General features: G+C 66.5%; 20 protein-coding genes and 1 tRNA gene. 16 read left to right on the top strand and 5 right to left on the bottom strand.

The window, feature by feature from the left end:
- Positions 1-150: 150 nt before the first annotated feature.
- The 4 genes from D2V04_RS04265 (at position 151) to D2V04_RS04250 (ending at position 5,390) form a co-directional block, all read left to right on the top strand.
- On the top strand, positions 151-2,253 hold the full coding sequence (locus tag D2V04_RS04265) for a sodium-translocating pyrophosphatase (protein ID WP_119512060.1): 2,103 nt from the start codon (positions 151-153) through the stop codon (positions 2,251-2,253).
- Positions 2,254-2,389: 136 nt separating this feature from the next.
- Positions 2,390-3,559, top strand: coding sequence for a GNAT family N-acetyltransferase (locus D2V04_RS04260; RefSeq protein WP_228766261.1), 1,170 nt, complete (start codon positions 2,390-2,392; stop codon positions 3,557-3,559).
- A gap of 2 nt (positions 3,560-3,561) precedes the next feature.
- Positions 3,562-4,446 (top strand): cupin domain-containing protein, encoded by an 885-nt coding sequence (locus D2V04_RS04255; RefSeq protein WP_119512059.1) that lies wholly within the window; start codon positions 3,562-3,564, stop codon positions 4,444-4,446.
- Between the two features lie 32 nt (positions 4,447-4,478).
- Positions 4,479-5,390 (top strand): acyl-CoA thioesterase, encoded by a 912-nt coding sequence (locus D2V04_RS04250; RefSeq protein WP_119512577.1) that lies wholly within the window; start codon positions 4,479-4,481, stop codon positions 5,388-5,390.
- A 669-nt stretch (positions 5,391-6,059) separates the two neighbouring features.
- On the opposite strand, the gene D2V04_RS04245 is transcribed toward D2V04_RS04250, so the two are convergent.
- Together D2V04_RS04245 and uvrC are read right to left on the bottom strand one after the other, a co-directional pair.
- Positions 6,060-8,300 (bottom strand): EAL domain-containing protein, encoded by a 2,241-nt coding sequence (locus tag D2V04_RS04245; RefSeq protein ID WP_182849655.1) that lies wholly within the window; start codon positions 8,298-8,300, stop codon positions 6,060-6,062.
- A gap of 177 nt (positions 8,301-8,477) precedes the next feature.
- The gene (gene uvrC / locus D2V04_RS04240; RefSeq protein WP_119512057.1) at positions 8,478-10,442 is read right to left on the bottom strand and encodes an excinuclease ABC subunit UvrC; all 1,965 of its coding nucleotides are present in this window, start codon (positions 10,440-10,442) and stop codon (positions 8,478-8,480) included.
- A gap of 144 nt (positions 10,443-10,586) precedes the next feature.
- On the opposite strand from uvrC, the gene D2V04_RS04235 reads away from it, so the two are divergent.
- Together D2V04_RS04235 and D2V04_RS04230 are read left to right on the top strand one after the other, a co-directional pair.
- Positions 10,587-10,715, top strand: coding sequence for an entericidin A/B family lipoprotein (locus D2V04_RS04235; RefSeq protein ID WP_182849654.1), 129 nt, complete (start codon positions 10,587-10,589; stop codon positions 10,713-10,715).
- A gap of 40 nt (positions 10,716-10,755) precedes the next feature.
- Positions 10,756-11,952, top strand: a complete 1,197-nt coding sequence (locus D2V04_RS04230; RefSeq protein WP_119512056.1) for a BaiN/RdsA family NAD(P)/FAD-dependent oxidoreductase — start codon at positions 10,756-10,758, stop codon at positions 11,950-11,952.
- Here the strand turns inward: D2V04_RS04230 and D2V04_RS04225 are convergent.
- Positions 11,949-14,660 carry a TonB-dependent receptor gene (locus D2V04_RS04225; RefSeq protein WP_119512055.1) on the bottom strand — a complete coding sequence of 904 codons (2,712 nt, stop codon included), beginning with the start codon at positions 14,658-14,660 and terminating at the stop codon, positions 11,949-11,951. The two genes, D2V04_RS04230 and D2V04_RS04225, sit on opposite strands and share 4 nt — an antisense overlap.
- A gap of 217 nt (positions 14,661-14,877) precedes the next feature.
- Between D2V04_RS04225 and infA the strand changes: the two genes are divergently transcribed.
- The 9 genes from infA to D2V04_RS04180 all read left to right on the top strand — a co-directional run bounded on the left by infA (position 14,878) and on the right by D2V04_RS04180 (position 21,015).
- The gene (gene infA / locus D2V04_RS04220; protein WP_047806247.1) at positions 14,878-15,123 is read left to right on the top strand and encodes a translation initiation factor IF-1; all 246 of its coding nucleotides are present in this window, start codon (positions 14,878-14,880) and stop codon (positions 15,121-15,123) included.
- Between the two features lie 10 nt (positions 15,124-15,133).
- Positions 15,134-15,709 (top strand): Maf family protein, encoded by a 576-nt coding sequence (locus D2V04_RS04215; RefSeq protein WP_119512054.1) that lies wholly within the window; start codon positions 15,134-15,136, stop codon positions 15,707-15,709.
- The gene (locus D2V04_RS04210) at positions 15,702-16,673 is read left to right on the top strand and encodes an Rne/Rng family ribonuclease (protein WP_119512053.1); all 972 of its coding nucleotides are present in this window, start codon (positions 15,702-15,704) and stop codon (positions 16,671-16,673) included. Before D2V04_RS04215 ends, D2V04_RS04210 begins: the two co-directional genes overlap by 8 nt.
- A complete protein-coding gene (locus D2V04_RS04205) occupies positions 16,670-16,837 on the top strand; it encodes a DNA gyrase inhibitor YacG (RefSeq protein WP_119512052.1) in 168 nt (55 codons plus the stop codon). The genes D2V04_RS04210 and D2V04_RS04205 overlap by 4 nt, the downstream gene beginning before the upstream one ends.
- An 87-nt stretch (positions 16,838-16,924) precedes the next feature.
- Positions 16,925-17,000, top strand: a tRNA-Phe gene (locus D2V04_RS04200).
- A gap of 199 nt (positions 17,001-17,199) precedes the next feature.
- Complete coding sequence (locus tag D2V04_RS04195) at positions 17,200-18,231, top strand: YncE family protein (RefSeq protein ID WP_119512051.1); 1,032 nt, start codon at positions 17,200-17,202, stop codon at positions 18,229-18,231.
- Entirely contained in the window at positions 18,228-19,217 is a 990-nt protein-coding gene (locus tag D2V04_RS04190) for a right-handed parallel beta-helix repeat-containing protein (RefSeq protein WP_119512050.1), read from the top strand. Before D2V04_RS04195 ends, D2V04_RS04190 begins: the two co-directional genes overlap by 4 nt.
- Positions 19,214-19,564, top strand: coding sequence for a hypothetical protein (locus tag D2V04_RS04185; RefSeq protein ID WP_119512049.1), 351 nt, complete (start codon positions 19,214-19,216; stop codon positions 19,562-19,564). Before D2V04_RS04190 ends, D2V04_RS04185 begins: the two co-directional genes overlap by 4 nt.
- Before the next feature lie 59 nt (positions 19,565-19,623).
- Entirely contained in the window at positions 19,624-21,015 is a 1,392-nt protein-coding gene (locus D2V04_RS04180; protein WP_119512048.1) for a P1 family peptidase, read from the top strand.
- A gap of 15 nt (positions 21,016-21,030) precedes the next feature.
- Here D2V04_RS04180 and D2V04_RS04175 read toward each other — a convergent pair whose 3' ends face one another.
- Positions 21,031-21,540, bottom strand: coding sequence for a GNAT family N-acetyltransferase (locus D2V04_RS04175; protein ID WP_228766260.1), 510 nt, complete (start codon positions 21,538-21,540; stop codon positions 21,031-21,033).
- A 176-nt stretch (positions 21,541-21,716) separates the two neighbouring features.
- On the opposite strand from D2V04_RS04175, the gene D2V04_RS04170 reads away from it, so the two are divergent.
- Complete coding sequence (locus D2V04_RS04170) at positions 21,717-23,843, top strand: TonB-dependent receptor (protein ID WP_119512046.1); 2,127 nt, start codon at positions 21,717-21,719, stop codon at positions 23,841-23,843.
- 187 nt (positions 23,844-24,030) lie between these two features.
- Here the strand turns inward: D2V04_RS04170 and D2V04_RS04165 are convergent, their stop codons facing one another.
- A complete protein-coding gene (locus tag D2V04_RS04165; RefSeq protein ID WP_228766259.1) occupies positions 24,031-25,446 on the bottom strand; it encodes a peptide MFS transporter in 1,416 nt (471 codons plus the stop codon).
- Positions 25,447-25,459 lie beyond the last annotated feature (13 nt).

Here is a 25,459-nt window from a genome sequence, read left to right as displayed (position 1 = left end):
ATGTCGCATTTCGGGGCAGCGCTGGACCGGGGCACAACTTCGCGCGAAGCTCTTGCGCGCGGCGTCCCACCCCCTATACCTCGACGGGCCGGCGGCCCCGCGAAAGCGGGGCCGCCGGCCAAATGAAACCAGGGAAGAGGGGACTAGCGCGTGAATCTAGTCACGATCGCAATCGTTTTGGGCCTGCTGGCCGTCGTGTACGGCTTCATCACCAGCCGCCAGGTGCTCGGCGCTGCCGCCGGCAATGAAAAGATGCAGGAAATCGCCGGTGCCATCCAGGAAGGCGCCAGGGCTTATCTCAACCGCCAGTATACGACGATCGGATTGGTCGGCGTGGTCGTGGCGATCATCGTCGGGATCTTTCTCGGGCCGATCTCGGCCACCGGCTTCGTCATCGGAGCGATCCTGTCGGGCGTCGCCGGCTTCATCGGCATGAACATCTCGGTCCGCGCGAACGTGCGCACGGCGGCTGCCGCGCAGACGGGGCTCCAGCAGGGCCTCACCCTCGCCTTCCGCGCGGGCGCGATCACCGGCATGCTCGTGGCCGGCCTCGCATTGCTCGCGATTGCGGTGTTCTTCTATGTGCTGATCGGCCCGATGGGCCATGCGGCGAACGACCGCATCGTGATCGACGCGCTGGTCGCGCTGGCCTTCGGCGCTTCGCTGATCTCCATCTTCGCGCGCCTCGGCGGCGGGATCTTCACCAAGGCGGCCGACGTCGGCGCCGACCTCGTCGGCAAAGTCGAGGCCGGCATTCCGGAGGACGATCCGCGCAACCCCGCGGTGATTGCCGACAACGTGGGCGACAACGTCGGTGACTGCGCCGGCATGGCCGCCGACCTGTTCGAAACCTACGTCGTCACCGTCGGTGCGACCATGGTGCTCACCGCCCTGCTGCTGAGCGGCGCGGGCGACCTGTTGCTGCCGCTGATGGCGCTGCCGTTGCTGATCGGCGGCGCGTGCATCGTCACCTCGATCATCGGCACCTACTTCGTCCGTCTGGGCGGCGGGACCAATATCATGGGCGCGATGTACAAGGGCTTCCTTGTCACCGCGGTGCTGTCGATCCCACTGATCTGGCTCGTCACACAGTACGCGCTCGGCGATATGAACGCGGTCCTCAACGATGGCACCGGCATGGTGCCGTTCACGGGGATGGAGCTGTTCTGGTGCTCGATGCTCGGCCTCGTGATCACGGGCCTGATCATCTGGATCACCGAGTACTACACGGGCACCAACTACCGCCCGGTCCGCTCGATCGCCAAGGCTTCGGAAACCGGCCACGGCACCAACGTGATCCAGGGTCTCGCCGTCAGCCTGGAGGCGACCGCGCTGCCGACGCTGGTGATCGTCGCCGGCATCATCGGCGCCTATCAGCTCGCCGGCCTGATCGGCATCGCCTACGCGGCGACCTCCATGCTGGCACTCGCGGGCATGGTCGTGGCGCTCGACGCCTACGGTCCTGTCACCGACAACGCCGGCGGCATCGCCGAGATGGCGGGCCTCGACGACAGCGTGCGCGAGAAGACCGATGCGCTCGACGCCGTGGGCAACACGACCAAGGCTGTGACCAAGGGTTACGCGATCGGATCGGCCGGCCTCGCCGCGCTGGTGCTGTTCGCCGCCTACACCACCGACCTCACCGAGTTCTTCCCGGACGCGGACGTCGATTTCAGCCTCGAGAACCCCTACGTCATCGTCGGGCTGCTGCTCGGCGCGCTGCTGCCCTACCTCTTCGGAGCGATGGGAATGACCGCGGTCGGCCGTGCGGCGGGCGACGTGGTCAAGGACGTGCGCGAGCAGTTCGCCGCCGACAAGGGCATCATGGCCGGCACCAGCCGTCCGAACTATGCCCGCACGGTGGACCTCGTGACCAAGGCGGCGATCAAGGAGATGATCGTTCCCTCGCTGCTGCCGGTGCTCGCGCCGATCGTGGTCTACTTCGTGATCAGCCTGATCGCGGGGCAGGAGAACGGCTTCGCCGCGCTCGGCGCGCTGCTGCTGGGCGTGATCGTCGGCGGTCTCTTCGTCGCGCTCTCGATGACCGCCGGCGGCGGCGCATGGGACAACGCGAAGAAGTACATCGAGGACGGCAATCACGGCGGCAAGGGCTCCGAGGCGCACAAGGCCGCGGTGACCGGCGATACGGTTGGCGATCCCTACAAGGACACCGCGGGCCCGGCCGTGAACCCGATGATCAAGATCACCAACATCGTCGCCCTGCTCCTGCTGGCGGCATTGGCGGCAGGCTGACGGCAGCCGATATCTGATCGCATTCCGGGGCGCGGGACCGCTGGTTCCGCGCCCCTTTTTCGTTAAGCATTCGTCAGCCTTCGCCTGATAGCCCGCTGATGCGGCGGCATGCGCCGCGAACTGCGAAGGTTAACGCGTGGCCAGCGCCCACCTCGAACGCTCCGATCCGGCAGACGCGGGCTGCATCGCGCGGCCGCGTGCGGCAGTGGCCGGCTTCGCAGCATCTGCGTGGCGTGCGTTCGAAGATCTTTTCACTCCCCTCGAATGGGACCATCTTGCCCGGTCTGGGGACGAGCCCAACCCGTTCGCCGAAAGCTGGAGCCTCGTACCCGCGCTGGAGCGGTTTGCCCCGGATGCGAGCGTCGCGCTCGCCCATTTTCGGGTGGCGGGCGAACTCTCCGGGTTGATACCGCTCGCGCGCAGCCGGAGCTACTACGGGTACCCGATCCCCCACCTTGCAGCCTGGAGCCACGACAACATGTTCGTCGGCAGCCCGCTGGTGCGCGGCGGCTGCGAGGAGGTCTTCTGGCGCGAGTTGTTCGGCTGGGCCGATGCGCACGCCGGCGCGGCACTGTTTCTCCATCTTGGCTGGATGGCGGAGGACGGTCCGCTGTTTCGCGCGCTGTCGCAAGTCGCGGACGGTCAGGGCCGGCCATGGGGCGTGGTCCAGCGGGAGGAGCGCGCGCTGCTGCAGTCCGAGCTTGGCCCCCAAGCCTATCTCGAGGCCGCGATGAGCGGCAAGAAACGCAAGGAGCTGCGCCGCCAGCACAAGCGCCTCGCCGAAGAAGGAGAGCTGCGCTTCGAGCGGCGTTGCGATGAAGCGGGGCTCGACGGCTGGATCGAGGATTTCCTCGCGCTCGAACAGGCCGGGTGGAAGGGCCGCAACGGTTCCGCGCTGGCCGACCGCCTGAACACGCGGGACTGGTTCGCGCAGACCCTGCACGGCGCGGCGGCGCAGGGGCGGCTTGAGCGCCTGACCCTCGCGCTCGACGGCAAGCCGATCGCCATGCTCGCCAACTTCATCGCCCCGCCGGGTGCGTTCAGCTTCAAGACCGCGTTCGACGAGCGCTTCGCGCGCTTCTCGCCCGGTGTGCTGCTCCAGCTCGAGAACCTCGATCTGTTGGAACGCGAGGACGTCGCGTGGTGCGACAGTTGCGCGGCGGCGGACCATCCGATGATCGAGCGCATCTGGCGCGAGAAGCGCGCGATAGTGCGCGTCAACGTCGCGATCGGCGGGCCGCTGCGCCGGGCGCTGTTCCGCCCGATGCTGCGCGCGGAGAGCCGCGGCAAAGCCAAAGGAGCCTGATAATGGGTGCCCATTCCGCCATCGAAGTCCCGGCCGAGGGTGCGCCCGCGCCGGTGTTCGGGCCCGAGGCCCGCGCCGCTTTCGCCGCCGGCTATCCCGAGACCCCGCACGTGCTGCGCCACGAGCTTGCCGCGCACGAGCTGCTGACCCTCGACGCGCTGGCAACCCTGGCGAGCCGGCTGCCCGAGCGCTCGATCGAGTACAACCGCGGCGACCTTCCCATCGGGGTCGACGGCAAACCGGGCGGTACCGGCCTGTCGATCGAGGACACGATCCGCCACATCGCCCGCAGCAACAGCTGGGCCGTGCTCAAGAACGTCGAGCAAGTGCCAGAATACGAGGCTCTGCTGCTCGGACTGCTGAGCGAAATCAGGCCCGAAATCGAGGCCAAGACCGGCGCCATGCTGCGCCCGCAGGCGTTCGTTTTCATCTCCAGCCCCAATGCGGTTACTCCCTATCATTTCGACCCCGAGCACAACATCCTGCTCCAGCTCGTCGGCCGCAAGACGATGACGCAGTTTCCCGCGGGCGACGCGCGGTTCGCACCCGACGAGATCCACGAATCGTACCACGCCGGCGGTGCGCGCGAGCTGACCTGGCGCGACGAGCTGACCGAAGGCGGGCGCGCGTTCGCGCTCGGTCCCGGCGAGGCGGTGTTCGTGCCGGTCATGGCGCCGCACTTCGTCCGCAACGGCCCGGAGAGCTCGATCTCGCTGTCGATCACCTGGCGCAGCGACTGGAGCTTCGCCGAGGCCGACGCGCGCGGGTTCAACCGTCTGCTGCGCCGAGCAGGTCTCTCGCCCACGGCGCCGCGGCGCTGGCCCGCGTCGAACAAGACCAAGGCGCTGGCGTTCCGCGCGTTGCGCAGGCTCGGCATGGCCCGTTGACCGCGGCGCCCGCACGCCGCAAAGCGCAGCGGATGACCGACCAACCCAGCCCCGAACAACTCGTCGCCGATCTCGTCCGTCTGCTCACCGTCGAGCGGCAGGGGGAGGACGCCTTCATCGGCCACCCGCAGAAGGACGGCGTCGGCCGCGTCTTCGGCGGGCAGGTGATCGCACAGGGCCTGCAGGCCGCGCAGGCCAGCGCGCCGGAGGGAATGGTGGCGCACTCGCTGCACGCCTACTTCCTGCGCGGCGGCAAGGAGGGGCCGGCGATCGACTACGCCATCGCGCGGGACTTCGACGGACGCAGCTTCGCCAACCGGCGGGTCGTCGCCAGCCAGGAAGGCACACCGATCCTGAACCTCACCGCCAGCTTCCAGCGGCCCGAGGACGGGCTGTCGCACGACGACTACGAGATGCCCGAAGCCGTGCCGCCGGAAGAGCTGACGTCCGATCTGGAGCAGCGCCGCCGGCTCCTCGCCGAAATGGGTGGGCTGAGCGAGGCGCAGCGGGCGATGATGCTTCGCCCACGCCCGATCGAGATGCGCACGGTCGACAGCCTGCACTGGATGAACAGCGAGCCGCGCGCGCCTCGCGCCCGCTGCTGGTTCCGCACCGCCGCGCCGCTGCCCCCGATCGCGCAGGACCCCGCCCTGCACCGCGCCGTCATCGCCTACGCCAGCGACTACACGCTGCTCGGCACCAGCGCGCTGCCGCATGGGCTGAGCTGGGCGCGCGGCGACATGATCGGCGCGAGCCTCGACCACGCGGTGTGGTTTCACCGCGAGGCGCGGGCGGACGAATGGCTGCTCTACGCCACCGACAGCCCGTGGAGCGGCGGCGGACGCGGCTTCAACCGAGGCCGGATATTCGACCGCGAGGGGCGCCTGGTCGCCAGCGTCGCGCAGGAAGGGATGATCCGCCGGCGGGTGCCGAAGCCGGACTGACGGCGCGGCGGCGGTTGACACTCGCGGGGTGGTTTGCGCGGTGTCACCTTGTGCGCGACGCGCCCCATGGCAGTCGGCCGGATAGTCCCGCTCCAGCCACACGCAAGAAAGCGTATCTATTTGAAAGAGCGGTTGTTTTCTTCCGCTCGCCAGCCGCGCTGCAGCGGAGGAACAGCGTTTCGGAGGGTGCCACGCGGCATCGGCACGAGTTCCCGATTGTGACCTTCCGAAACCTGTAACTTTATGACGGTGTAACCTTCCGCCGCACCTCCGAAGCGCAGTCGCCTCGCGGACCGTGGGCCCACTCGTGTGCCGCCGATCGGCCCGTTGTGCGTGCAAGGAAGGTGCAAGACGCGTCATCCGGAAGGATAAGGCAAATTTTTTCCATGTAGGAAAGCCTTTTCGTGCGCATGGCCGGATTGCGCCCGCCCGGCGGCGGCTACCGCGTTGTCCGGCCGCGGACAGGCTCGCTTACCCGAAAGGAAGCCGCAATCGCTGCGCATGCGCCGAGCGCACACAAAAAAGGCCCCGGAAACGGGGCCTTTTCGTAATCTTTGATCAGATGGATCTCAATTGAAGACCCATTCCCAAAACCATGAACGTTCCATCGCTTTTCCCCTTCTGCGGTTGCAGGAGGAGATTACGTTAACCATGAATATTTGTAAACTGTTAACCAAACTTGTTGCGCAAGAGCGGCGTATCCTTCTGTAATGTCATCATTTCCTGGAGATGACTCAGCGTCAGAGGGCGGGAAATGTAATACCCCTGACCCACATCGCAGCCCATTTCACGCAAGAGATCGTAAGTCTCGCGCTCCTCGATTCCCTCGGCCACCGACGTCAGCCCTGCGTCGCGCGCAAGCCGGACGACGTTGGCAACGATCGCACGTGCGGTTTCCGAGTGATGCACATCGCGGACGAAGATCTGGTCGACCTTGATCTCGTCGAACGGCAGCTCGAACATGGCTTCGAGATTGGCGCTGGCCACGCCGAAATCGTCCATCGAGAAGCTCACCCCGAGCCGCTTGATCTGCTCGAATACGCCGCGCGCCACCGAGAAGTTCTCGATACGCGCGGTCTCGGTGACCTCGATCATCAACTTCGCGGGATCGGCCGAATGTATCATCAGGTTCTTCTCGATCAGTTCGGCGATCCTGCTGTCGACGAACTGGATGGCCGACACGTTGACCGATATTCGAGGATGATGATCGCGCGCTTGCAGCACTTCGGCTGCATAGAGGCTCTTGGAGAGGATCCGCTTGGTCAGCTCGTCCAGTCGCCCAACCCGCTCGCACTGCAGGATGAAGCGCGAGGGCGGAACGTCGCCGCGCTCTTCGTCCACCCACCGCGCGAGCGCCTCGGCACCGACAATGCGCCCGTCGCGCAGGTCGACCTGGGGCTGAAGCTTGATCGAAATCCGATCCTCGGACAAGGCGCTCTCGAGGCGCGCCTGCAACGAATAGTCCCATTCCTCGCTGTCGGCGGCGAAATCGGAAATGATGAACACCGGGCGGTAAGCTTCACGGGCCTGATCGGCCGCCGCGATGGCCGCGCTGAGCCGGCTCGAAATGGACTTTTCCGACGATTCGTCCACGCCGATGGTCATCGACACATCGAGCACGCGTTGCGAAACCGTGATCGACTGCGATGCTACGGCGCGCAGCCCTTCCAGATGCTCCTGAATGTCCTGGAACTCACCGCTGTTCACGAAGAACGCGAAATACTTGCCTCCGTCGTAGTAGATCGTCGAGCGAGTGTCGCCCAGCGCGAGGCGTGACGCCAATTGGCGAAGGTAGCGCGCCTGGTCGGTCGGGCTCAGCGTCGCGAAAACGGCATCGAGGCGCGCGATCTTGGCGACGACGATCGAGGTTTGCTCCCTCGGATACTCGCCGAAGTCCCGCTGCAGGGCGACGAAGTTCGGCAGCTTGCTTCGGGATTCGACGAACAAATGGCGTCGCTTGAAATTCACCGTCGCGCGCAGCGATCCATAGACCAAGGTGAGGACCAGCGTTTCGCCGAACAAAGCCCTGACCCCGAGGTGGGCCGTCAGGACGAAAGTCGCAGCCAGCGATGCGAGCCAGAGGAAATAGAACACGCGCCTGGGCATCGCTCGCCTGAATGCGATCGCCCCGAGCACGAGACTCAGCCCAAAAGCGCCGATCATCCAGAGCCAACCCAGGTTCTGACCGGTGCCACGCAAGGCGGTTTCGGCCGCGAGAATATGGACCAGGCTTGAAGGGCCAAAGGCGTAGCCCGGGATCTTCACGATGCGCGCATCGGTCCCCGCGGGCCCCAGAACCACGGTCTTGCCGGCAAGTATGCCAGCGCCTCCGAGCCCGGGCTGCAACTCATCGATCTTGTATCTCGGGACGCTATTGCGACCGATTGAATAGTCCAGGGATATTCCCTCGCGCGAACGGCCATTTGCAGCCAGAGCGCTCCACATGGCAGGCAGGTTTACGGTGCCGTCGGAATAGGACGCCTCGATGTCCCACACGTATCCGAGAAAGTCGGCCTGATAGTCGCTGCTGACGACGCGCATATCTTGTTCGAAGAACGGATCGTTGCCCTGCGAGAATCGACCCGCGACAAGGTCCGGTCGGACTACTCTCGTAAGCACGATCTTGTCGGCCGAGCGCACCAGTTCCCGCTGTAACTCACGATCGAGCGCCGGCGAATTGCTACGCCGTACCGGCAAATCGAGAAAAATCCGCTCGGCCCCGGCTTCGCGTAGATACCGGATCGATCGGAGAAGGTGCCGGTTTTCTGCGGATCCGCCACCAGGGTCGGCGGCTGCCGCAACTTCGACGAACACGATTTCCGAACTGGCCGGACGGTCGAACAGCTTTGCCTGCAGGGACCAGAGCGTAATGTCGACCGGCCGCAGGAAGGTGCCCACGCCGACGAGCACGGCTAGCCCAATGGCTATAGCCGCGTGACGCAACCTCTCGGAAGAAAACAATTTTTTCGCCATTAGGAGCAATGGTGCGCACCTCACTGGAAGACGCATTACGGCAACAAGGTAAAGATGATATTTCCAGTATGGACGGAATTGGCGTGGAAAAGCCTTCGCAGCAGCCCGCGTCTCTCACCCTGCGGGGTGGTAGAAGTCGTAGATCTTCTGCGCGACGCCGGCGCTGATGCCGGGGGTGCGTTTCAGGTCGTCCAGCGCGGCGGCGCGCACTTTCCCGGCGGTGCCGAAATGGAGCAATAGCGCGCGCTTGCGCGAGGGGCCGATGCCGGGGATCTCGTCGAGCGGAGAGGCGGAGATCGCGCGGCTGCGCTTGGCACGGTGGGCGCCGATCGCGAAGCGGTGGACCTCGTCGCGCAGGGTCTGGAGGTAGAACAGTAGCGGCGAATTGGTCGGCAGGGTCTTCTCGCGCCCGTCGGGGAAGTGGAACACCTCGCGCCCCTCGCGCCCGTGATGCGGCCCCTTGGCGATGGCGATCAGGGCTACGTCTTCGATCCCGAGTTCCTCCAGCGCGTCGCGCGCCGCCGACATCTGCCCCTTGCCGCCGTCGAGCAGGACGAGATCGGGCCAGATGCCGCTCCCCCGTTCCTGGCTGCGGTCCGGGTCCTCGCGCAGCGCGCGGGCGAAGCGGCGGGTCATCACCTCGCGCATCATGGCGAAGTCGTCGTCGGTCTGCGCGGTCTTGATGTTGAACTTGCGGTACTGGTTCTTGAGGAAGCCTTCGGGCCCGGCGACGACCATCGCGCCGACCGCCTTGGTGCCCTGGATATGGCTATTGTCGTAGATCTCAATCCGCTGCGGCGGTTCGGATAGTTCAAGGAATTCCGCCAGTTCTCGGTTGATCTTCGCTTTGGTTCCGCTTTCGGCCAGGCGCCGGTCGAGCGCTTCCATGGCGTTGCGGCTCGCCTGCGCCATCAGCCGTCGGCGGTCGCCGCGCTGCGGCACGGAAATCTCGACCCTGTGCCCGGCCACTTCGCACAGCGCCTCGGCGAGCAGCGCCTGCTCGGGCAGCGCGCGGTCGACCAGCACGGTGCGCGGCGGCGGCACTTCCTCGTAGAACTGGGCGAGCACATCGGCGAGCACATCCGCGTCGTCGACGTCCTGCGTGTGCGTGGGAAAGAACGCCCGGTGGCCCCAGTTTTGCCCGCCGCGGACGAAGAAGGCCTGGATGCCCACCTGCCCGCCCTTGCTCGCAAGCGCGAAGACATCGGCATCGCCCACACCGGCGGCGTTCACCGCCTGGCTGCTCTGGATGGCGGTAGCGGCACGCAGGCGGTCGCGGAGCATGGCCGCGCGCTCGAAATCGAGCGCTTCGGCTGCCTCCTCCATCTGGCGCTCGATCTCGCGCTGCACGCCGGACGACTTGCCGCCGAGGAAATCCTTCGCCTGGCGCACGAGCTCGCCGTAGTCCTCGGGGCTGATCCGCCCGACGCAGGGGGCCGAGCAGCGCTTGATCTGATAGAGCAGGCAGGGCCGGTCGCGGCGTTCGAGAAAGCTGTCGGTACAGGACCTTAGGAGGAACAGTTTCTGCAGCGCGTTAATCGTGGTGTTGACCGATCCGGCGCTGGCGAAGGGCCCGTAGTAGTCGCCCTTCGCGCGCCGCGCGCCGCGGTGCTTCATGATGCGGGGATATTCATGATCAGCCCGCAAGAGGATGAAGGGAAACGATTTATCGTCGCGCAGCAGGACGTTGTAGGGTGGCCGGAAGCGCTTGATCAGCTGCGCCTCGAGCAGCAGAGCCTCGGCCTCGCTGTTGGTGGTGACGATCTCCATCCGCCGCGTCTGGCTGACCATGCGCTGGAGACGGTTCGAGAGATTGGCGACCTGGGTGTAGTTGGCCACCCGGTTCTTCAGCGCGCGCGCCTTGCCGACGTAGAGCACGTCGCCGCGGGCATCGAGCATGCGGTAGACGCCCGGTTTGGGCTTCAGCGTCTTCACCGTGTCGCGGATCGCCTGCACGCCCGCTTCGATATCCGGCTGCGCGTCGCCCTTGACGGTATAGGTCGCGCGCTCCTCGTGGAAACGCTCGGCGCCGCGTGGGTCGTAGGGAGAGCCGGCGGAAGAAGGGACGCGCGGGGGCATGGCGTTCACATAAGCCCTGCGCCGAAAATGGAAACCGGCGGCGGACCGGACGGCCAAGTCCCGTTAATGTTCGGTGGGGCATTTTCATGGCCCGCCCGGTCGCGTAAGGCGCGGCCCGGGTCGGAATACCGGAGTTGGAATGAAATGTTGAAGAAGATGATCGCCATCGCGGCGCTCGGCGCATCGGTCGTGGTGCTCACCGGCTGCAACACGGTGAAGGGCCTCGGCCGCGATATCGAATCGGTCGGCGAAGCCGGCGACCGCGCGACCTGACGCGCTTGCCATTCCGCGCGGCGGCTCTACCGCGGCGGGAATGCAGACCCATGACGCTATCGTTCTCGGCGGAGGTGCCGCCGGGCTGATGTGCGCGGCCGTCGCCGGCCAGCGCGGACGGCGCGTGCTCGTGCTCGAACGCGCGCCGGAGGTGGGGAAGAAGATCCTCATTTCCGGCGGCGGGCGGTGCAACTTCACCAACCTGGGCACCGCGCCCGACCGCTATCTCTCGGCCAATCCGCATTTCGCCAAGTCGGCGCTGAGCCGCTACACCGCGCGCGATTTCCTCGCGCTGGTCGAGGCGTACGGAATCGCCTGGCACGAGAAGACGCTGGGCCAGCTCTTCTGCGACGGATCGGCGCGGCAGATCGTCGCCATGCTGCTGACCGAATGCGCGAAGGCCGAAGCGGCGGGCGGCGCGGTGGAGGTGCGCTGCGGCGAGGAGATCGGAGAGGTTTCGCACGACGGCGGCGAATATCGGGTCATGACGTCATCCGGCGCTTTTGCCGCGCCCGCGCTGGTGATTGCGACCGGCGGCCCCTCGATCCCCAAGATGGGCGCGAGCGATTTCGCCTATCGCCTCGCGCGGCAGTTCGGCCTCAAGGTGGTCGAGCCACGCCCTGCCCTCGTGCCGCTGACCTTGGGCGGCGAGGACGTGCTGTTCCGCGAGCTCTCGGGCGTCTCGGCGGACGTGGTCGCGCGTTGCGGCAAGGCGGCGTTTCGCGAGGCGGCGCTGTTCACCCACCGCGGGCTGTCCGGCCCGGCGATCCTGCAGGTCTCCTCCTACTGGCGTTCGGGTGACGCGATCGGGATCGACTTTCTGCCGGACGCCGCCGAAGGATGGCTGCTGGAGGCGAAGCGCGCCCACCCGCGCGGCACGGTGCGGAGCGTTCTCGGCGATGCCCTGCCCGATCGCCTCGCCGCGACCCTGGCCGAGCGGATCGCGTTCGACGGCGATCTCGGCAATATGCCCGACAAGGCGCTCCGCACGGCAGAAGCGCGGCTGGCCGACTGGCGCTTCCACCCCAACGGCAGCGAGGGCTTCGCCAAAGCCGAGGTTACGATCGGCGGGATCGCGACGGCGGAGCTGTCCTCCAAGACGATGGAAGCGCGGCGCGTTCCCGGCCTCTACGCGATCGGCGAGGCCGTGGACGTGACCGGCTGGCTCGGCGGCTACAACTTCCAGTGGGCCTGGGCGAGCGCGGTCGCCGCCGGGACGGCGCTCGCCGAAGGCTAGAACAGCTTGCGGAACTCGATCTCGAACGTGCGGCCGAGCGGGTCGACCAGCGCCGGCTGATAGCTGAGCGGGACGACGCCGCTGCTGTCGGTCACGCGCTGCTGCGCATCGAACAGATTGTCGACACTGAACGAGAGCCGCGAGCCCTTCCAGAAGCCGGGGGTGCCGCCGGTCAGCCAGTCCTGCTGCTCGAGATTGACGAAAGCGCGCAGATTGAACTTGGCGATATCGTCGAAGAACAGGTCCTGCGAACCGGCCAGACCGCTGCCGTCGATGCGCGTCGCCGACTGGTAATCGCCGGAGAGGCGCAGGCCGAGCCCCTTGTAGAACAACCCGCCCTGAAGCTCGATCTTGTGGCGCGGCACGCCGTTGCCGAAAGCCTGACCGCTGAGCTGATCGAGCACCGGCCCGCCGGGTGCGACCAGCACTTCGTTCTCGAACTCGATCGAGTGGTAGAGCGCCATGTACCAGCGGCCCTGCCCGTCACCGCCGCCGCCTCGGCCGAAACGCATTCCTCCCCCGCCCCCACGACGCCCGCCTTCGCCGCCTCCCCCGCGCTGTGCGCGGGCCGCGCCATCGGCGCTGCACATCCGCTCGCGCAGGGCGGCGACCTTGGCCGGATCGATCTGCCCGTCCTCGCCCTTGAGCCGCGCCAGCATCCGTTCGGGAAGGCCGGAGAGATCGGGCGTCTCGCCTTCCGGAGTGGCGCAGAATTTCTGCCGCAGTTCGGCCATCTGCGCCGGGTCGAATCCGCCCGGCCCGCGCGTCCCCTGCCCCTCACCCTGCGAGGAGCGCCCGGAGCTCATTCGCTCGCGCCGCTCCCCGCTACCGCCTTCGGGCTCTTCCTTGCCGACGCGGCCGAACAGGTTGATGCCGTAGCGCAGCCGGGAGCTCTTGGTCCCTTCGAAGGTGATCGGCCGCCGGTCGATCGAGACCAGGTTGCCCGCGGGATCGCGCACCACGCGGTTGGGGAAAGCCGCCTCGATCGCCGGCGTGAGCAGCGGAAAGTTCTGCGTCACGTCGTCCGACCGGTTGCGGAAATATTCGACGACGATGTTCGCGCGGTCGAACAGGTCGATCTCGTAGTTCGCCGAAACCTTGATGTCGCGCTGCGTCTCCGCGCTGAGGTTCGGGTTGCCGCCGCTGACGATCGTCGCCAGCACGCTTTCCCCGGCGGCGAAATCATAGACCGGCACGTTGTATTCGGTCACGATCGGATCGCCGAGCTGCGACAGGCTGGGCGCCGCCTCGCGCCAGATATAGCTGGCCTGGAGCGAGAGCCGCTCGGCCGGTTTCCACGAGAGCCCCGTGGTATAGTCGGCCAGAGTGCCGAAGTCCGACAAGTGGTCGACCCCGGCTGCGAGGTTGAGGCTGAGCTCGCCCAGCGCACCGAGGAATCCCTCGCGCGCGCTGGCGATTGGCAGGCCGAGATTGACGCCGGCCGAAAGATTGCCGCGCGTCTGCGCCAGATCGTCAGCGTTCGTACGCGTGTCGGTGCTTTCGATGCGGTTCCACGAATAGCCGGCGTCGAATGTCAGGTTCGTTTCGCCTGCCGGCAGCATGAACGGCGTACCGCGCAGGGTGGACTTCACGTCGGCGGCGTAGGACGTGCTCTCCGCGCGGTCGACACCGGCACGGGGAATCACCGGCAGCGCCCCATCGATCTCCAGCTCACCCGCGTCGACCAGGTCTTGCAGAAGACCGGTATCGCGCCGCTGGTCGATCAGTGTGGTTTGCTCTGTGCGGCTCGCATCGAGCGTCGTGTCGAGTGTCCACAGGCCGAGCGGCTTGATCACCGATCCGCCGAGCGAGAACTTGGTAGAGCTGTTGCGGCGCGTGAGGGGATCGTCGTCGAGCGTGCGAACCGCACTCTCGCCGTTCGCCGTCAAGGTGACCACGTCGAGCCCCGAGAGCGAGCGGCCGGTGGTGTGCTCGACCCCGCCGTTCACCGAGAAAGTGCCGGAACCCGGCGCGTCGCCGAGCGTGGAATTGAGCGTCGCGTCCAGCTCCCAGCTGTCCGACGACCCGCGCAGGCTGCGGAACGGGGCCGGATCAGGATCGCCCGCCACGGTCGGCGTGCTGCCCGGCGTCTGCACGATATCGCGCTCGTCTTCGGTCAGGAGGCTGGTGGTGTTGTACTCCATCCCGATGTTGAGGCGCCGGTTGCCGTTGATCGTAAGCTGCGACACTTCGATCTCGCCGTTCCCGGTGCCGCCGCGGTCGGGCATGCCGTATTCGACCTCGACTTCGCGCGAGGCGAAGTTGTCCTGCAGGATGATGTTGATCACCCGCTGGTCTGCCGGATAGCCGAACTGGAGCGCGACTTCCTCGGGCAGGACCTCGACCTTGCGGATCGCCTCGGGCGGGTAGCGGCGGAACTCGCGGAAGCCGCCTGAGCGCTGGCCGTTGATAAGGAACACCGGGCGCCCTTCCCCGCGTCCGCGGCCGGACCCGGTTTGCGGCGCGAGCTGCTCGATCAGTTCCTCAATCGAACCTGCGCCGTAGGAGGCGATCTCCTCCGCATCGAGCTCGAACACCGGCGGCACGTCGGTATCGACCTGCCCCCGGATGCGCTCGGCGGTGACGACGATTTCCTCTTCGCCTTCGGCGGCAGCGCCCTCGCCCGTGTCCTGTGCCCAGACGGGTGTGGGAGCGATAGCGAAAGCGGCGATGGCGAGCAGCGATGCGGTGGCGGAAAGTTTCGGCAAGGGTGTCTGCTTCCTCTATTGCGGCTATTGTCGCACCTCACCCCGCCGGCCGAACTGCCAAGCGCGGGCCCGCCAGGCAATCCCCGGCCGCGTAACGAATTGTCGCGCGCAGCTTTACGCAGGATTGACGGGACGGCGGAGAAGGCTTCCCTTTTCCACCTTCCGCCGCTACAGCGCGCGCCCTGATCGACTCGCAATCCACGGAACGAACAACTGCATGGCCAAAGAAGAACTCCTCGAAATGCGCGGCAAGGTGGTGGAACTGCTGCCAAACGCGATGTTCCGGGTGGAGCTCGAAAACGGTCATGAAGTGCTTGGCCACACCGCAGGCAAGATGCGCAAGAACCGCATCCGCGTGCTGGTGGGCGACGAGGTTCTGTGCGAGCTGACGCCTTACGACCTCACCAAGGCGCGCATCACCTACCGCTTCATGCCGGGACGCGGCGGGCCCGGCCCGCAGTAAGCGCGCGGGGGTGACTCCGCCCTCCCTCATTCTTGCCTCCGCCAGCCCGAGGCGCCGCGAACTGCTGGTGCGGCTCGGCGTCGAACCTGCGCGCGTGGCACCTGCCGACATCGACGAAGCACCGCTGAAAGGCGAGCTGCCGCGCGACTACGCCGTGCGTATGGCGCGCGAGAAGGCCGAGGCCGCAGCGAGCGGCGACGGATATGTGCTGGCGGGCGATACCGTGGTGGCCGCCGGCCGTCGCATCCTGCCCAAGGCCGAAGACGAGACGACCGCACGCGCATGCCTGGGCCTGCTGTCCGGACGACGCCACCGCGTCCTCTCGGCCATCGCGTTGCGCGCGCCCGACGGTACGCTGCGCGAGAAACTGAGCGAGACGATCGTCCGCTTCAAGCGGCTGAGCCGTGAGGAAATCGACGCCTATATCGCGGGCGGTGAGTGGCACGGTAAGGCTGGCGGCTATGCCATTCAGGGCGCGGCCGAAGGGCTGGTCGCGTGGATCCAGGGCAGTCATTCGGGCGTCGTCGGTCTGCCGCTGTTCGAAACGCGCGCGCTGCTGAAGGCCGCGGGCTTTCCCATTGGCTGACTGGCTGGTCGAGGAAGGCATCGGCGAGCACCGCGCGGTGCGCCTCTCCGGCGACCGCATCATAGAGTCGCGGGTCGAATGGCCGGGGCAGCTGGCGGCGGGACATGTCGGCGATGCCACGCTGGTCTCGCGCACGGCGGGCGCCGCGCGCGGCACGGTGCGGTTCGCGAGCGGCGAGGAGGCGCTGGTCGACCGCCTGCCCCGCGACGCGAGCGAAGGCGCCGCGATCCGGGTCGAGGTTGTCCGCGCGGCGATCGGCGAGCGCGGGCGAACCAAGCTGGCGCAGGCGCGGCCGAGCGACAAGGCGTCCGCCAGCCCTACGCTCGCCGAACGGCTGCGAGCGGAAGGCCACGCGGTGCAGGTCGTGCACCGCTTTCCCGATTGCGGCTGGGACGAGCTGGTGGATGAGGCGCTGGACGGGACCGTCGCCTTCGCGGGCGGATCGCTGCTCTTCGCGCCGACGCCGGCGATGACCGTGGTCGACATCGACGGCACGCTGCCGCCCCGCGAGCTCGCGCTTGCCGCCGTGGCGCCGCTGGCCGAGGCGATCCGCCGCTTCGACCTCGGCGGATCGGTCGGGATCGATTTTCCGACACTGCAAGCCAAGGCGGACCGGCGCCAGGTGGACGAGGCGCTCGGCGCGGCGCTCGCCGGATGGCCGCACGAACGCACGGCGATGAACGGCTTCGGCTTCGTCCAGCTCGTCGCCCGGCTGGAGCGCCCTTCCCTGCTCCATCTCGCGCGCCTCTCGCGCACCGGCTTCGCCGCGCGCCGCCTGTTGCGCCGGGCCGAACGGATCGCCGAACCGGGTGCGCTGCTGCTCACCTGCCATCCCGCAGTCGAGGCGGCGCTGCGGCCCGAATGGCGCGAGGCGCTCGCCCGCCGCACGGGACGCGAGGTGCGGATTGCGGCGGACTCTACCCTTGCGCTCGAAGCCGGCTTCGCGCAGGCGGTGGCCTCATGAGCAAGCCGAAGCCCTGCCCGATCTGCAAGAAGCCGCGCAGCGAGGAGTTCACGCCGTTCTGCTCGGCCCGCTGCCGCGACCGCGACCTCGCCCAATGGTTCAACGACGGCTATGCCGTACCCGGCCGCCCCGCGGCACCGGAGGAGATCGCAAAGGAGGACTGATTCCCCCCTTGCCAAGCTCCACGCCCTTCGCCATAGGGCCGCTTCCAACCGCTCGCCGGCCCTTTCGAGGGACGTTTCGCAGAGTGCGCCCAGGTAGCTCAGTTGGTAGAGCATGCGACTGAAAATCGCAGTGTCGGCGGTTCGACTCCGTCCCTGGGCACCATTGCCCCCCTGATTTCAGAACATCTCGAAGTGTCTCGCGACCAATAGACGTTGCAGCACCGGCGGGCGCCTGGGTTTAGCGACGTTCTCGCTCGGGGAGAGGTGCGGCATAGGCACCGCTTGCGCCGGATTTGTCCTCTCGCATGAAGCGGAGTCCCCTGTTCGATTGGCAGCACCTGGTTGGGACGGAGGGAAGCCAAATGAGCAGAGCGGTTCTGGTCGCGGGTCTGGGGCTGGCGCTGGCAAGTTGCGGCGATCCGGAGGACCTCTCCCGGGAGGCCGCCGGCGATCGAACCGCACCGCAACTGGAGATCCTCGCCGAATACGGCGGGCCCGATGGCGGTTACGACTACCTTTCAGTCGACAGCGATGCCCGCCGTGTGTTCGCTGCGCGCGAGTTCGGCGTGATGGCTGTCGATCTCGATACCGGCGAGGTGACCGACCGGCTGATCGAAGCCAACGATGTTTCGGCCGTCCTGCCGATCCCCGGCACCGAGGAGATGCTCAGCACCGTTTACGGCGATAACGAGGCCGTGCTGTTCAATCGCAGCACCGGCGACGAGATCGCGCGGATCGCCGTCGGCGAAAAACCGGACGCGGCAGCCTACGACCCTGACAGCGGACTTGCGTTCGTGATGAACGCGGGCGGCAACAGCATCTCGCTGATCGACGTTGCCGACCGCGCGTCGGTCGGCACGATCGCGGTCGGCGGCAAGCCGGAGGCCGCCGCGATCGATGGCAAGGGCCATCTGTTCGTCAACATCGAAGACACGGCAGAGATCGCGGTGATCGACATCGCCGCCCGGAAGGTCGCCAGGCGCCTGCCGCTTCCCGGCTGCGTGGAGCCGACCGGCATCGCCTACGACGCACTGACCGGAACGCTCATTTCCGCCTGTCACAACGGCGTTGCCAAGTTGATCGATGCCGGCTCGGGGGCGGACAAGGGGACCCTGCAGGTCGGGCAGAATGCCGACGGAGCGATCTTCGATTCGGGCACGCGCCTGGCTTACATTCCTGCCAAGGAGGGCACCCTGACGCTCTTCCGGGTCGCGGAGAACGGCACGGCAGGCAAGCCGACGGAGATCCAAACACGCTACGGCGCGCGCACCGCAGCGCTCGATCCAGCGACAGGACGCGTCTACCTCTCGACTGCGGATTTCACCCAGGACGCCAGCGACGAAGACGTCGCCACCCCCGGCACTTTCCGCATACTGGAGCTCGGCATCAAATGAGGCACGCTCTCGCCCTTCTCCTCGCCGGCGCCCTGGTGGTCGGCGCGTCGGCCTCCGCCGAGACCATCCAGGTCTGTCCCGACGGTTCGCAGGCGCAAGGTTGCGACTTCTCAGGGAACGACGCCATCCAGGCAGCCGTCGATCGCGCCGAGGATGGCGACGTGATCCAGCTAGCGCCGGGCCGCTACGTCCCTTCCTCGTACCGCGATGTGCCCTTCGAGGACATTGCGGCGCGCGGCTACGTCGTCATACGCGAAAAGCGGCTCACGATCGAAGGGAGCGACGGTACCGTTCTCGACGGGAAGGACGGCATCCCGGCCATCGCCTTCGTTCTCGAGAACGCCGACGTCACGTTCCGCAACCTCGAGATTAGCGACTTCCGCTGGGGCGAGGAGGAAGACGATATCTACGACGGACACGGCATCTTCGCGATCGACAGCCGCGTGCGAGCCTCGGACATCGTCATGCGGGGGATCGTCAAGATGGCGCTTACCGGACGCGGCCGGACGCTCATCGACGCATCGGCGCTCCGGCTGCTCGACGGCCACCTGGGCATCTGGCTGGAGGAAGCCTCGCATGCTCACGTGCGCGACAGCGTCATCGCCGGCGGGGATTCAGCGGGTATCGGGACGTACGACGACAGCACACTCCACCTGTTCAACTCCGTCGTGGCGAACAACACCGACGACGGTGTCTATGCGGCCGATAGTTCCACGATCCTGGTCGTTCGCTCGATCATCGCAAGCAACGAGCCCTACGGCATCAACGCGGAGAAGAATGGACGGGTAACGGTGCGCGAAAGCGCCATGCACGCCAATGCCGCGCCCGCAAACGCTACGCTCGCCCCGGGCCAGCTCGTTATCGGCGACGACGTCTTGCAGGTCGACCCGATGCTGGATGCGCAATGGCTTCCCAAGTCGGGATCGCCGCTGCGTGCCCAGGACCGATCGGGACAACCGATCGGCCTCACCGGTGATCAGCCATGATCCGCGCATATGCCTCGCTGGGTCTGCTGAGCCTGATGCTGACGACGCCGGCTCAGGCGGAACAATATTGGACCAGCACACGCATCGTCCAGATCGGCGCCGTTGCGGAGGATCTCGACTACCCGCACTACAGCGACGTGATCTATATCGGTGTCGCCGACCGCGAGTGGCTTCCGGAAACCTGCCGCAAGATGCCGGGCCTGCTTGCGCGCGCCAGCGATACGGCTCTCCTCCTGCTGGCCAAGGCAGCATTCGAACATGGCCGCCCGGTCGTCATCAAGGCGGACGACCAGGGCAAGATCGGCGAATACTGCCGGTTCTTCCAGATCACCGACGAGGCCCCGTGATGGACGAGCCCCGCAGGGTCTCGCCCGCAAAAGACAGATCGAAAAGAAAGAGATACGTGATGACCTTCAGGACACCCGCACTGGCTTTGGGACTTCTCGCTGCCGCAACGGCGGCTTCCGGGACCGCGCAGGATCAAAGCACGCAAGGCGTTCAGGACGAGTTGGTCATGACGCTCAACGACGGGGCCGACGATCCCGACGCCCTGACGTTCGACTGGCCGATGCTCTCCATCGGCACTGGGCAATACGAAGCCGGTCCCACCGGCGTCACGGTCATCCGTTTCGGCCGCAAGGTGCACGGCGCGGTGGACGTGCGTGGGGGCGGACCGGGCACCGTCAACGCGCCCTATCTGGATCTCGGCTATGTCCAGCCCGAACTCGACGCGGTCGTCCTCGCCGGCGGGTCCTGGTACGGGCTCGAGGCCGTTACAGCCGTCAACACCGCGATGAAGGATGACGGCTATCGCGGCGGTCACTGGAACAACGTCGGTCTCGCCGTCGGCTCCATCATCTACGATTTCGGCGGGCGCCGGCTGAACGAGATCTATCCGGACAAGCGCCTGGCGCAGGCCGCTTACCGCGCGGCTCGGCCGGGAGTCTTTCCCGTCGGCCCCTACGGTGCGGGGCGGTCGGCGATGACGGGCGGCCTGTTCGGCTGCAACGCCAGATCCGGCCAGGGCGCCGCGTTCCGGCAGATCGGCGAAGTCAAGATTGCCGTGTTCACCGTCGTCAACGCGCTGGGCGTTGTCACGGATCGGGACGGAAAAGTGGTGGCGTGCCACGCCGGCTCCGGCTGGCCGGAGGATCTGGCCGCACACGAACTGCTGAATGCCTCGCCCGCAAGTCTCCGGCCCGATTGGGACGGCGAGCGCGCCGCGGAGCCCGAGCGCAAGAACACCACCATCAGCCTAGTCGTCACCAACCGGTCGATGTCGAGTGCGGAACTCAAGCGCCTCGCCGTCCAGGTACACACCTCGATGGCGCGCGGTATCCAGCCGTTCGCGACCGAGCTCGACGGCGACGTTCTCTACGCCGTTTCGACGGGCGAAGTGGAGTCGGGGCCCGGCGATGGTCTCGTCACCGCCGAGATCGGCGCTGTCGCATCGGAGCTCATGTGGGATGCCATTTTGAGCAGCGTTCCCGAGCAACCCTCGGCTCCATCCCCGCGACAGGCCCGCGACACCACGCCCGATCTGCAGAGCTTCGTCGGCACCTACCGCTTCAGCCCCCTCGCTTCACTGGAAGTGACGGCCGAAGGCGGGCGTCTTTTCGGCCAGGCGACCGGCGAGCGCGACATCTTCGCCATCCGCAAGGGCGAACCGGTTGAGCTCCAGCCATCGGGGCCCAGCCAGTTCGTGATTCCCGGCCGCTATCCCTTCAGCGTTCGCTTCGAAGGGGATAAGATCGTCGTCAATCCGGGGCGCTGGCAGCAGGTTGGCATGCGCCCCTGACGGGGATCGACCGGTTCAGATCGCGCGCTCCATGTAGTGTGCTGCGCCTCCGTAGCTCGCCAGCGAGCGCTCCACATCTGCGTCGCGAACGACGGCGAAGCCCTGTCTTCGCCAGAATTCGATGGAATCTCCCACCGCCACCAGCGAGAGCGTCCCAAATCCGCCCGCGCGCCCGATCGTGACGGCCAGGGTCACAGCTTCGACGGCGAGACCTCTTCCTCGGGCCTGGGGCGTGAGTGCGAGATCATGAATGTAGTAGGTATCCGCAGGCTCGGGCAGCTTGCCGAGCAATGTGTCGAGCGCAGGCGGCGCCCCCCGCGTCCACGGATGGGAAACGAGGTATCCCCGCGCATCGTCGCCATCCAGGAGCAAGCGGCACCCCTCAGGGAACAGTGCCAGCCGCTCTGCGAACACGTGTTCTCCTTCCGGGTAGTCCAGATGAACGCGCGCGGCGATCCGGACCACGGCGGGCAGGTCCGCCGACATCATGTTTCGCCATCGCGCTTGTCGAGGTTCGGCGATCATGTCTTCCTATCGTTGATTCCAGAGATTCATTACGTCCGCCCAATCCAGCTCTAAACGATCGGATCTCCGCCTATGTGGTGCGGACTGTGCACCGCCCTATGCTATTTTAGCATCTGCAACACTCTCCTCGCTGTCATATCGTCGCAAAAATCACGCAAACGCGAGTGGGGGAAGTCATGAGAGGGAAATACGGATTCATCTGCACGGCGTCGGTCCTGGCCCTCGCGCAAGCAACTCCCGCGTTCGCCCAGTCGGAGGACAATCCGGACGCGCTGAACGAGATCATCGTCACGGCCCAGAAGCGCGAACAGACCCTCATCGAGGTGCCGATGGCCATCTCGGTGGTCGGAGGCGAGGAACTCAGCAAGCGCGGGATCGAGGACGTCCAGGATCTTTCCTTCGCGGTCCCCGGCCTGACGATGCGCGAGGACGGTCCCGGCAGCTATACGATCTTCCTCCGCGGGCTGGCCAATCAGTCGGGCTCGGGCGCACTCGTCACCCAGTATCTCGACGAAGCGCCGCTATCGCTGAGCGGGTACGACCAGCTCAGCCCCATCCCTCTCGATCTCGAGCGTGTGGAAGTCCTGAAGGGACCACAAGGCACTCTCTACGGGCAGGGCTCGGCCGGCGGCACGATCCGCTACATCACCAACGACCCCGATCCGACGCAGTTCGAGGGCCGCGCCGAAGGCAAGCTCTACTCCGTCGCGCATGGCGAGACGGGCGGCGGGGTTACCGGCGTGATCAACCTGCCGCTGATCCGTGACGAACTCGCGCTTCGTATCGCGGGCAAATACGAATCCGGCGGCGGCTGGATCGACCAGCCCGAAGCCGGCATCAGGGACGGCAACGGGACCGAACTCTTCAACCTTCGGGCCAAGCTCCGCTGGTCGCCCAGCGCCGCGTTCGAAGCGACCGCCATGGTGCAGATCCACCGCGCCGATACCGCCCTAGGCCTTGGCTTCGAGGAGCCCGATCGCACCGTCGACATCGGCCCGGACCGCAGCAAGGTGATGATTCCGAAGGAATTCGACTTCACCCTCTACAATCTCGAGCTGCGCTACGACCTCGGCTTCGCGGAGCTCGTCAGCGCGACGACGTATGTGGAGCACGACCACCAGTACCCGTTCACGTACATTCCGCGGCCCGGCAACTACTCCTACGGCATCGTGGAAGGGAACGACGACCGCTGGATCGACGCGGACCAGTTCAGCCAGGAACTGAGGCTCTCCTCCGGCGAGGGCCCCTTCCAGTGGACCCTCGGCGCCTTCTACACCAAGGGCGACCGGACCATGCGTGCCGACTACGAGTACGCCTATGCGGCCGACGGCGATCTCTATTCGGGCGGCGGCGTGTTCATCGATGATCTCTATTATCTCGACGCCTCGAGCTCCGAGACGATCTCGGTCTTCGCCGATGCCGGCTACGACATCACCGACCGGCTGACGATCGGCGCCGGGATCCGCTACTTCCGGGACGAGCAGACGAGCCTCATCACTTACGTGCCCGACACCGGCACCACGCTGGAGGCCACATTCGACTCGATCGATCCGCGGGTCTATCTGAGCTACCGCTATGCGGATCAGGCGAACTTCTATGCCAGCTTCGCCAAAGGGTTCCGTAGCGGCGGCTTCAACTCCGAGCCGTTCGACCCCTACGACCCGGAAAAGATCTACACCTACGAAATCGGCACCAAGGGTGCGGCTCTCGATGGGCGGCTCCAGTTCGAGCTGGCCGCGTTCTACACCGAATACAAGGACATGATCCGGCGGCGTCTGACCGAGGTGAACGGCGCGTTCCTGGGTGAATCGAGCAATATCGGCAAAGTCGAGGTCAAGGGGCTCGAGCTGGGACTGGCGACGCGGCCAGTCACCGGCCTCACGCTGTCGGCGACGGGCTCCTATATCGACAGCGAGATCGTCGAGACGGACGCGGCCGACCAGGTCAATATTCCGGGCGACCCGACCGACTACACGCCCGAGATTAGCTTCACGCTGGGCGCCAACTACGACTTCGAATGGGCGGCTTCGGTCCCAGGCTTCGTGCGCATCGACTACAACTACCGTGACGCCGTGACCTACATCGACCGGTCGAGCTTCCTGCCCAGCGCCCTGCCCCAGCGGTCCGACAGCATCGGCCTGCTCAACGCCCGCTTCGGCGGGACGGTGTACGGGTTCGACGTGGAGCTGTTCGCCGAAAACATCACGAACGAGAACAAGGCGATCGATCCCTATCAGGGATGGGCCAACTCCAACCGCACCCGCCCCCGTGTGGTCGGGATCGAGGTCGGCTACTCCTTCTAATTCTCTCCGCCAAACTTGCATCGCGGGCCGGAACCTTCGGGTTCCGGCCCCTTTTTTGTCCGTGCGGGGGACGGCTGGCGGCAGATTTCTGAAAGGGGAAGCAGCCGCTTGGCGTCCCCGGTCAACAAGTCCGCCCCGCATTTGCCCCCCACAGACAACGGGGCCACGCCGCTATCATGAGATCCGATCAGCCTGGTGTGCGGGGATTGAGCTTCATCGCCTGCAGCAGCTGCGTCTTGAAGGCGAAGAGTAGCAGCGCCCCGGCCCCGACCACGGCAGCATGGATGAACCAGAACGCCGAGGGCGAGACCGTCTCGTAGAATCTGCCGAGCCAGCCGCTGGCGATGCCGCCGGCGAAGATCGCGAGGTAATAGGAGCCCACCATCATCGCGTTTACCGCAGGCGGGGCCGCCCGCGAGGTAAGCGCGAGAGCGATCGGCCCGACGTAGAGGAACGACCAGGCGCAGATGAAGTGGAAGATCACCGGCCACACGAGCGACACGGCGCTTCCGCCGGAAAGCAGCTCGCCGACGGACAGCCAGACCATGGCCGCGGCGAAGACGAGGCATCCGATCGCAATCTTCGGCAGATCGCCCGGCTCCGCCGAGCGCCGTGCCTGAAAGCGCCAGAACCACAGCACGGCTGGCGCGAAGATCAACACGGCCAGCGAATCGAGCGACTGGAACCAGGTGACGGGCACCATCAGCCCCAGGATTTCACGGTCCACCCGGGCGCGGATCCACAGAGGGTATGTGTTCCAGACCTGGCTCTGCGCCGTCCAGAACAGCGCGGTAATCGCGAGCATCACGAGGATCGCGACGATGATGCGCCAGTCGCCCGGTGCGAGCCGCGGCCGCTCGCCCGCATCCTTCCCGATCCGTTCGGGCGGAAGCCATTGCGAGCCGCGCACATAGATGACGATCCCGACCAGCATGCCAATACCGGCGGCGCCAAAGCCGTAGTGCCAGCCATAGAGTTCGCCCAGCGTGCCGCATACGAGCGGCGCCACGAAGGCACCGATGTTGATCGCGAGGACGTAGAGCGAGAACGCCGTGTCGCGCCGCGGGTCGTCCTTCGAGTAGAGATCGCCGACCTGGGCCGCGAGGTTCCCTTTCAGCAGGCCCGCTCCCAGGATCAGCGCGGAGAGCGCCGGGAGAAACAGGCTTTCGAATGCCATCAGGAAGTGTCCGACGGCCATCAACGCACCGCCCAGCAAGACCGCGCGGCGCCGGCCGATCCAGCGGTCGCCCAGCAGGCCGCCCAGCACCGGCATGAAATAGATCAGCCCGACGTAGAGGCCGAACACCTGCGTTGCGAGCGCCTGGATGCTGAGTGGCCCGAACACCGCCTCGACGCCGGTCCTAAAGCCCGCGAATCCGGCCACGCCGCCGATATTCTCCGGCTGGAACAGGTAAGTCGCCATGTAGAGGACGAGCAGCGCCTGCATCCCGTAGAACGAGAAGCGCTCCCACGCCTCAGTGAAGACGATGAAGGCGAGCCCGCGCGGGTGCCCCAGAAACAGCTTGTCCGCCGACGCTGCTTTCCCTCCACCCTCGTTCAAATGCGCGATCGTCTGCGTGGTTACGCCGTCTGCTGCCTGCACCCTTGATCTCCCG

The sequence above is a fragment of the Pelagerythrobacter aerophilus genome (assembly GCF_003581645.1).
GTDB classification, from domain to species: Bacteria; Pseudomonadota; Alphaproteobacteria; order Sphingomonadales; family Sphingomonadaceae; genus Pelagerythrobacter; species Pelagerythrobacter aerophilus.
The sequence above is the reverse complement of the archived record's forward strand: the minus strand, read 5'-3'. Positions and strand labels throughout refer to the sequence as shown.